Annotated in this window: 4 protein-coding genes and 1 pseudogene; 1 reads left to right on the plus strand and 4 read right to left on the minus strand. The window is 45.7% G+C overall.

The window, feature by feature from the left end; genetic code table 11:
- Positions 1–106 (plus strand): annotated as a pseudogene (locus AC2VE5_RS22775) (transposase); the annotation flags it as partial.
- A gap of 5 nt (positions 107–111) precedes the next feature.
- On the opposite strand, the gene AC2VE5_RS22780 reads toward AC2VE5_RS22775, so the two are convergent.
- The 4 genes from AC2VE5_RS22780 to AC2VE5_RS22795 all read right to left on the minus strand — a co-directional run bounded on the left by AC2VE5_RS22780 (position 112) and on the right by AC2VE5_RS22795 (position 7,594).
- Positions 112–6,306, minus strand: coding sequence for a DUF6908 domain-containing protein (locus AC2VE5_RS22780; RefSeq protein WP_486889953.1), 6,195 nt, complete (start codon positions 6,304–6,306; stop codon positions 112–114).
- A 41-nt stretch (positions 6,307–6,347) separates the two neighbouring features.
- Positions 6,348–6,548, minus strand: a complete 201-nt coding sequence (locus AC2VE5_RS22785; RefSeq protein ID WP_486889954.1) for a hypothetical protein — start codon at positions 6,546–6,548, stop codon at positions 6,348–6,350.
- Between the two features lie 77 nt (positions 6,549–6,625).
- Positions 6,626–6,898: a hypothetical protein gene (locus AC2VE5_RS22790; RefSeq protein WP_486889955.1), complete on the minus strand. Its 273-nt coding sequence runs from the start codon at positions 6,896–6,898 to the stop codon at positions 6,626–6,628.
- A gap of 54 nt (positions 6,899–6,952) precedes the next feature.
- Positions 6,953–7,594: a nucleotide-binding protein gene (locus AC2VE5_RS22795; RefSeq protein ID WP_486889956.1), complete on the minus strand. Its 642-nt coding sequence runs from the start codon at positions 7,592–7,594 to the stop codon at positions 6,953–6,955.
- Positions 7,595–7,818 lie beyond the last annotated feature (224 nt).

A 7,818-nucleotide genomic window follows, 5' to 3' on the forward strand; every position in this document is an offset into this window, starting at 1 on the left:
ATGTAAGATCCTCGTTAAGAACTTTGAGCGCACCTTGACCAATGCCACCACGAAGCTCAATCTCTGCTTCGTCAGGTTAATGATTAAGCGACTTGCCGCCTTTTAGAGATGTCAAATGGGTTCTATAAGGTTACGGGAGAATATTTGACCAAAACCGCGATCGGCGCTAGTGCGATACTCCCCACCTGTTAAAGGATTTTGACTAGCAGTTTGTGTCAAAGTTAATCGCCCTTGGACAGAAACGTTAAAAACCATTTCTGCATCCAGAAACAAATCCCCATAATTATCAGTAAGATAATGGGTTAAATACAGTTCTTGCCCATGTCGCTCAATAGTTAAAGGAGTAAATGGCTGATTTTCAACTTTCAGATAAAAGTCATCCCCCTTGAGAACTTCGGAGGCAAGTTCTGCCTGGTGCAGTAATTTAGCAATATTTTTCTCCGCTCCCCCATGCTGAATCTTTGGCTCAAGTATGTGTTTATCTGGCGAAACACTATTTATAACTTCGGGTGCAGAAGCTAGGGAGTCTGACGCTGGCAGTGTAGGTGAGGGGGGAGTTACCACACTTGAATTATCTACAGTAAGATCGCCTTCACCCACAGGAATTGGCACTTTCGGGGCTGTAAACCTAGTCTCTGTGGGGGTTGTCGTACCTAAATGTGGTAAGAAGCGAAGCCCTGCGTGCGCGCTTGCGCTATCGCTTGCTATCTCCGGTTCTTCAGTAAAAATTTCGGCGTTGGACTGGGGCTTTATCTCAAAAGTTGGCTGTGGTTCTGTCTCTGTGGCGTTTCCAACAGAGCGACTAACAGATACGCGCAGGGCATCGGGATTAATCTCATTGCACGGCTCCCAGGACGGTAATACCTGCCCTAGTAGTTCTCGCGCTACATCTTTATGGGTGGCAGCCCCCAAGCCCCACTTAGCACCCAGATAAGCTAAAACCTCATCGGTCTTATCTACGCTAACGGTAACAGTCATAATCCCTTGAGATTTGGTTTTGTTGCCTTCCCTTACCGATTCAGTTTTGCTGGTGAAGTCCCCAGTTAGTTGCAATAAGCCTTCGTTTTTGAAATATATCCCGCCCTCAGCAGTAGCTTTGGGAGTTTTGATGATAATGCCGCCAATATTACTTGGTTTGATATCGGCAATAACAGTTAGATTTTCGTCTTCAGTTTTAACAAGCCCCACTTTTTGAGTCTTATCAAAAAACTGCTTGATTTGCTCAACACCTTTGAGTATGACGGGCTTAATGTCCATGTCTATTGCTGGGTCAAAGCCGCGCCGCAATAGATAGACTGGATGAACCTGCCCCTGATGGTCGCTAACTTGGGCAAACTTACCCGTTAGCTCGGTAGCAAGCACTTGTCCCGTTACCAAATAACGCTTTTCTTTCGACTCGCTTTGTCGTTGGTCAAATAAGTCATAGATAGAAACTTCTTCCTTAAGATTTGCAAAACTAGCCGCCGCCTCGACAGGTTCTAGAGTTTGACCGCCGCCCTTTGATAAATTCTTTAACCCAATAGATAACGATCGCACTCCATCAACTACTAATAGTTTTACCTTCCAATTAATCGGCGCAGCAGGGTTATTTGCCTTATTTTTCTGCTCTACCGCCGACACTACCCCATACAGGTAGTTTTTAGTTTTGTTGTCCATCAGGCGCACAGGTTGCCCCACTGGAAACTGTTGCAGCAAGGCGCTAGTCTCAGCTAACGATTCCCTAATACTTCGCTGCTCTTTATCCTGCTGAAAACTCTTACTATTTACATCAAGTTTTGCTTTATTAGTTTGAGTCTGCAACTTGTCAATCTTTGGGGCAAGCTGTTCTAACTGGGTGTTGAGGAGAGCAGATAATTCTACGTCTTTTGAAGACACCGCCGTATCAAGGTTTTGCTGTAAACTACTTTGTTCCTCTACTCCTGCACTGAGCCTCTGTTGAAATTTCTCTACTTTCTCAGTTGCTAGAGCTATTCCCGTCTCGCTCAAAGCCTTTTGCCGAGCTAAATATTCCCCCACACTGCCACTTAACTGTTCTACTAATTGGGCTGCTACTTCCTCACCTTTTTCCCGCACCTCAAATAAAGCGCTATCGCTCTTATCAGCAACAGGTTCAAAACCCAATTCCCGCCTTACGGCATTAATAACTTGCTCGGTGGTATTTGGTTTTGCGCCCGTTTTTGCTTTGACTTCAACTAAATAAGCGGGTTTAGTAAAGGGACTATCAACCTCTGGTTTCCCAGGATTAAGGACAAGACGCGATACTGGTTCAGCTTGGAGGTCTAGTTTTTGTGCCTCTAACTCATTCTCACCCAAGGCTATTTTTTGAGCCAGTAATTCCTTATAGTCAGAAGTCAAAGTCTCGTACAGCCATGCTTGCCTAGCTAGAGAGGGATAAGGCTGCTCTGGGGTTGGGGGAGCGTCACTGGTGAGCATCACTGCTCGACCCGTAACTTTTTGGATTGCTTTAGGGTCTTTAAATCCATCTTTGCCATTGAGCGGAAAATCTAAAGCTTCATGAAGCTCTGGGTTTTGCTCCATCAAATTCTGCGCTACTTCATTCCCGTAATCGTTGATGAAGTCAGGCATTTCCGCCAAACCAAAGCTGGAGGAGCTATTACCCGTCGTGTTTGCTTTCAAGTGGCTCATCTTCTTCATTAAGATCGCCACTGCTCTTTCTTCAGTGGGCAAATCTTGCCCTACTACTAGCTTGAATACTGGCAAGCCAAACGTACCAGCATACTGCCCCCACATCGGTTGTCCTTGCTCGTCTAGCTTGTCAGGAGGATGAATTGCTGGGTTAACTTGTCCGCTACGATGCGATCGCCCGATGGATTGCTCTACTTGATTAACGTCCAGGTGCGGTTGAACGATGTACATTACTCGCTGCCTTTGGTCGGCAACTGTTCTTGAGGCATGGAGGGAGTAGCCTGTCGTAGAGTTCGTAATCACCGCGTCTACCCTACCGTTTTGAAAGTCGTCCATTACCTGCTTTTTCTGCGCCGTTCCCCGTTCTCTAGTTTGGTAAGTCACAACCCCCGATACCAGGTCTTCTGCCGAGCCGTACTTGAGAATATGAGTGCGTCCAGTTATTTCGCCTATGGAATGTCCAGCGTCTTCAATTTTCTGTTTGATGTAGTCGATGGGGGAAATAGGTAACTTGCTCCAGTCGGCGGAGGCGATTGCTCTTTCGGCTCGATTGAAAGCCGCTACACCTTCTAGTCCTATCTCTGTATCAGTCAAGCGGTGAGTGCGAGTTACTTGCTTTCCCGTTAGCTCATCTAAATACGGCTCGGTGATTTTAATCGACCTTGCTTTTTCTAAGTAGCGAGTAAATAATTGTCCAGCATTAATTGTAATGTCATTCCCAACTCTAATGGGCTGCATCGGACTATCTGGAAACTCTGCATTGTGGAGGGCAGCTAGTTCATTGTGGCTATCCACAAAATCTCTAACGGTTGACTCCATCGTGTTGAATAGCATTAATATTGGTTTGCGTCCCTGCTTGATGTCGGCGATCGCGGCGTTTGCTGTTTCCTCGGCTTTCAAACCTAAAGCTGTAACTGCTGTTAGATTGTGCAGGACGCTAGTAAAAATTGTGCTGCTTGCTCCCGCGTCACCAATAGCTGGGTTGTATTTACGTGCGGCTTCCCCCGCATCGGCATAATCACCGCTAATTTCTTTGACTACTTTTTCTTTGATATAGTCAAAGCGCCAAATTAGGTTGAGAATCTTTGAGTTTGTTTCTGCCGTTTGCAGGTCAACGGGGTACTTAGCAACGCCAAACTCAACTCCTTCGTAAGACTTTTCGCAACGGATGCAGCCGCCGGATTCTGCCCACATCGAAAATACTTGCTGCTGCAATGGTACGCCACCTGTTTTGAGGTGAGCGGCAAATTTGTCTTGGTCGGTGGCGGCTAGGTTTAAATCGGTGGTTTCGTAGAATAGCCGGGCGGCAACGATGGGATCTTTGATGGCTGTTGCACTGGAAGCAACGAATCCTTTGGTTTCCTTGACTAGCGATTGGAAGAACTCGGTGCAGGAAGGTATTTGAGCCTTTTTCTTATCGGCTTGGTTGTCCCCGGCAGGTCCCCCGGCTTTATGGCTTTCGTCCAAGATTAGAAAGCTATTTGAGGCAATTACATTTAGCAATTGTCTTCGGTCTACGCTAGAAGGTCCTGTAAGCTGCCCATAAGTTGTAAAAACACTATCATGCTCTCCAACATTTCCTGCTCGTGTGTACTGTCTAACTCTATCTATTTGATTTTCTGGTGTACTAATTTCACTAATTACATCGCCGTTAGTCCCCGTCAGCTTAAGGCTAAATTTACTATTAGTAATAAATGGATTAAAGTTATTCCCTGTATCCACACCATCCCGCGCTAGTATGTCGCCATATAAAACTGGGTCGGCAGTTACGATTACAGGAGTCATCCCTCGCTGTCCTGCGTATCGCGCTAAACCGCAGATGATTCGAGTTTTACCAATCCCTGTGTCGTGACCTATCAAGGTAGCTTTGTTCTCAAACTCGTGATTGTAAATAGACAAAGCTAGTGAATCGATCTGTTCGGCAGCGTAGTGGGCGAATAAGTCCTCTTGAGAAGATTCATTCAAGCGATCGCGGACGTACTCATCGATACTCATCCCCGTTGCTGCTTCGATTTTATTGAAAACATTATCCAAGCCCTTAAGAGAGGAAGCAGGAGCTAAGGTGGCTAAAGAATAGGCTTTACTTCTTGGCTTGTAGGCAACTTGGTTTTCTATTTGTTCTTGAACTATGTCTAAATCAACTTCCTGTGTAGATGATAGTTCGCTCATATTATTCAATCCTGAAAATTGTGCGGGTTTGCTTCCGTGTTCATGAACGCCAACCAGTCCATTAAATTCATTTCCCTGAAAAGATTCAAATCCGTCTCCAACTTCGGAGGTGGGGTTACGGGAAACTGTTGGTCGTTCAAAGCTGCCTGTTGCAGGTTCCAGTAGTTCGTTATTAAATACGATGCCATTTCTTTTGGACTCTGATTGGGATTGAGGTATTGCAGATCCAGAGGAAGATATTGCTCTATTTCCTGTACTATCCACAATTTGACTTCCAAATCTTCCTCCTGGTCGTAATTTGCCATCCAATCGTCGATCCATTCCTGTATCAACCACTCCACTCGGCGCGTCAAAAGAATTAGGTATTCTTCTTGGCTCTCTATCTGACTCAGTACCTCTGGAAGCAAAATTGTTGTCCAAACCAATGGGGGATCGAGGCTTGTAGGGTAGGTTGGACACCAAAGTCTCCCTGGAGTGAATTCCTTGTAAGGCAATTCCATTATTTTCCTGCGGTTGTACACTTTGCCTACTTGCATAAACTAAAACCTCCTTTAGGTCTTCATAGCTAGAGTAAATCCGGGGTGGTTGTACGCCAGGTAACTTTAGCTGAGTTTCGCCCCTTCCCTCAATTACAATTACATCCACCGGAAAAGTTGTACCCTGTTTGCGGTACAAGCTCCCATCTAATGAAAAGTGATCTGTAACCTTGTAACCCGCATCTTTGTATAACCACCGATAAAATCCTCTCGTCAACTGGGTGTTGTATCGCTCGGTACGCGAACTCTCGTTACCCATCTTTCCACCCAAGATGAGAACTGCTCTGCCATCAGCTTTCATCAAATCCAAAGCCGATAGTGTGATCGCATGATCCAACTGGCTCGTTGTCAACCGACCACGCCGAAACATTCGCGTTTGTCCTTGAGCATCTTTCAAAGAGCTAAAGGGTGGATTAGTAATTATTCTATCTACAGATTCTACCGGAGGCGAAAAACTACTAGCATCCTGCTCGGTTACAGTAAATCCTTGCGCCCTCAATGCCGCCGCGCGATCGCCATTAAGTTCGTTAACTATAGCTAACTCTGGATTAGCAAGTAATAGTAACGCCCCATTACCTGCGGTTGGCTCGTAAACTGTTGTCTCCCCATCAATTTGGGCTAACTTCGCTGCGAGGAAGGCAATAGGGACGGGGGTACTGTAGGCTTGCTGGAGAATGCTCGTGCTGGTACGAGTATTTAATGCTGGCTGGCGATCGTACAAATCCAGACATTGCTCCCAAGTTTCGATAGGGTCATTAGAGCGCTGTACTAATTGTCGCGCCGCTAGGATTAATGCTTGCTCTACCGATTCATCTACGATTTTTGCGACCGGAGTTCCTGGCTCAATCTTTTGGTTTAAGACCGATTGAGCCAGCTTTCGGGCGGAAGTAATTGAGGCAAAATTATCGCCATTGGTGAATCCGTTGGCGAAAGCTGTGACTAATTGCTGGTGCAAAAATACCACCTCAAATAAATTAAGTTGGCTGGCTGAACTAACTATTTAGGCAGACGGTTAACTAGAACTTCGGAACTAGCGTTCGAGATAGCATAAACTAACTCACCGTCCCATCTCATCTCCATCAAATTAGGCTGATGACCTGGGGGGAATAAGATTTCATGACACTTGTTGCCATCCTCAATTCGTAGCACTTCAACGCCGTCAAAAAACATTTGAACGGTTCGCGGTTGGCTATTCACAATAATTATTAGGGGCTATGCGATCGCAAGTGTGGACTTGCGGTTAGCTGGATTTTTGCACTGAGTTAAAAGTTACGTCAATCTAGCTTAATTTTTTGCAACATTAACTTCTCTGCCTCCTCATCCAATTTCTGATAAATAGCTTCTAAAATCCATTGGTGGCGACTTGGAGCAGGACGGCGGTTAGCAACGGATTCATCTACCCGCTTCAACAAATCTACGGGCAACCTCAACTTCAATCCCTTAACTTCCTCCTCTGATGATGGCTTAGTTGCTACTTCTGGAGCGGAGCCGCCCTGCAAAATGAAATCGTCTACGTTACTTGGCTTCGGCTTACGGGCAATTGCCATTTGACCTCTTTTTGTAATCTTAATGATATCTTATTGATATTGTACAAATATTACTTAGATATCGAAAAGATATTTGTATAATCTCTCAAGTTCCTCAATGGCTTTTTTGTCCACTCGTTTGGCTTCGGTGACGGCAAGCCCTAAAGATGCGGCACTACGGTAGGCTTTGCGGTTTCCTAGAGGCGCGTCTATGTAATTAAGCCCAGGGGTTTCGAGGGCGATCGCGGCAGCTTCAGCATTATCAGAACCAGAAGGATCGGCACGGTTAATTAGGCATACGGCTTTGAGGTTTTCATTAAAAGCCTGTGCTTCCGCGACTAACTGACTGACCGAATCTAAAGTCCATACATCGAACGAACCTGGGAGGAAAGGGACGGCATAAACATTTGCTACGGACAAAGCTGCTCTTTGTCCTGCGGTATCACGTCCGCCAACGTCAATTACTACATCGTCAAACTTGACTGCCAGGAGCAACACTTCTGCTCGTACTGCTGCTCCGTGTAATTTGACTGAAGTATAGCCAGCATTACCGTTCAAGGTTTGATTGCGAACTGCGGTAAAGTCGCTGGCAGTCCCTTGGTCATCAGCATCGACAAGCAGCACGTCCTTCCCGGCTGCCGCTCTCAAAATCGCCATGTTAGTGGCTAACGTAGTTTTGCCTACGCCGCCCTTAATTCCGCCACATACTAAAATCATTTTGATATCACTGTGACATCTATAGGGTATTGTAAAGATATAACTATAGCATCTTAAGCAGTCAATAAAGATGACTCTTGCTCAAATGCTTGATTATTACAGCAGTTCTCAGTTGGGTGAAACATAGCAACAACAGTGGGTAAACCAGCCAATAATATCTTGGAGTGTCACCGCAGCTAGAGCATCGGTGATTGCTTGGTCTAACTGTGCATAGGTTCGCGCCG

It is taken from the genome of Aliterella sp. E5.1, assembly GCF_057473825.1.

Coding starts and splice junctions, on each gene's coding strand:
- AC2VE5_RS22790 (WP_486889955.1), bottom strand. CDS start 6,898: ATGGCAATTGCCCGTAAGCCGAAGCCAAGTAACGTAGACGATTTCATT.
- AC2VE5_RS22795 (WP_486889956.1), bottom strand. CDS start 7,594: ATGATTTTAGTATGTGGCGGAATTAAGGGCGGCGTAGGCAAAACTACG.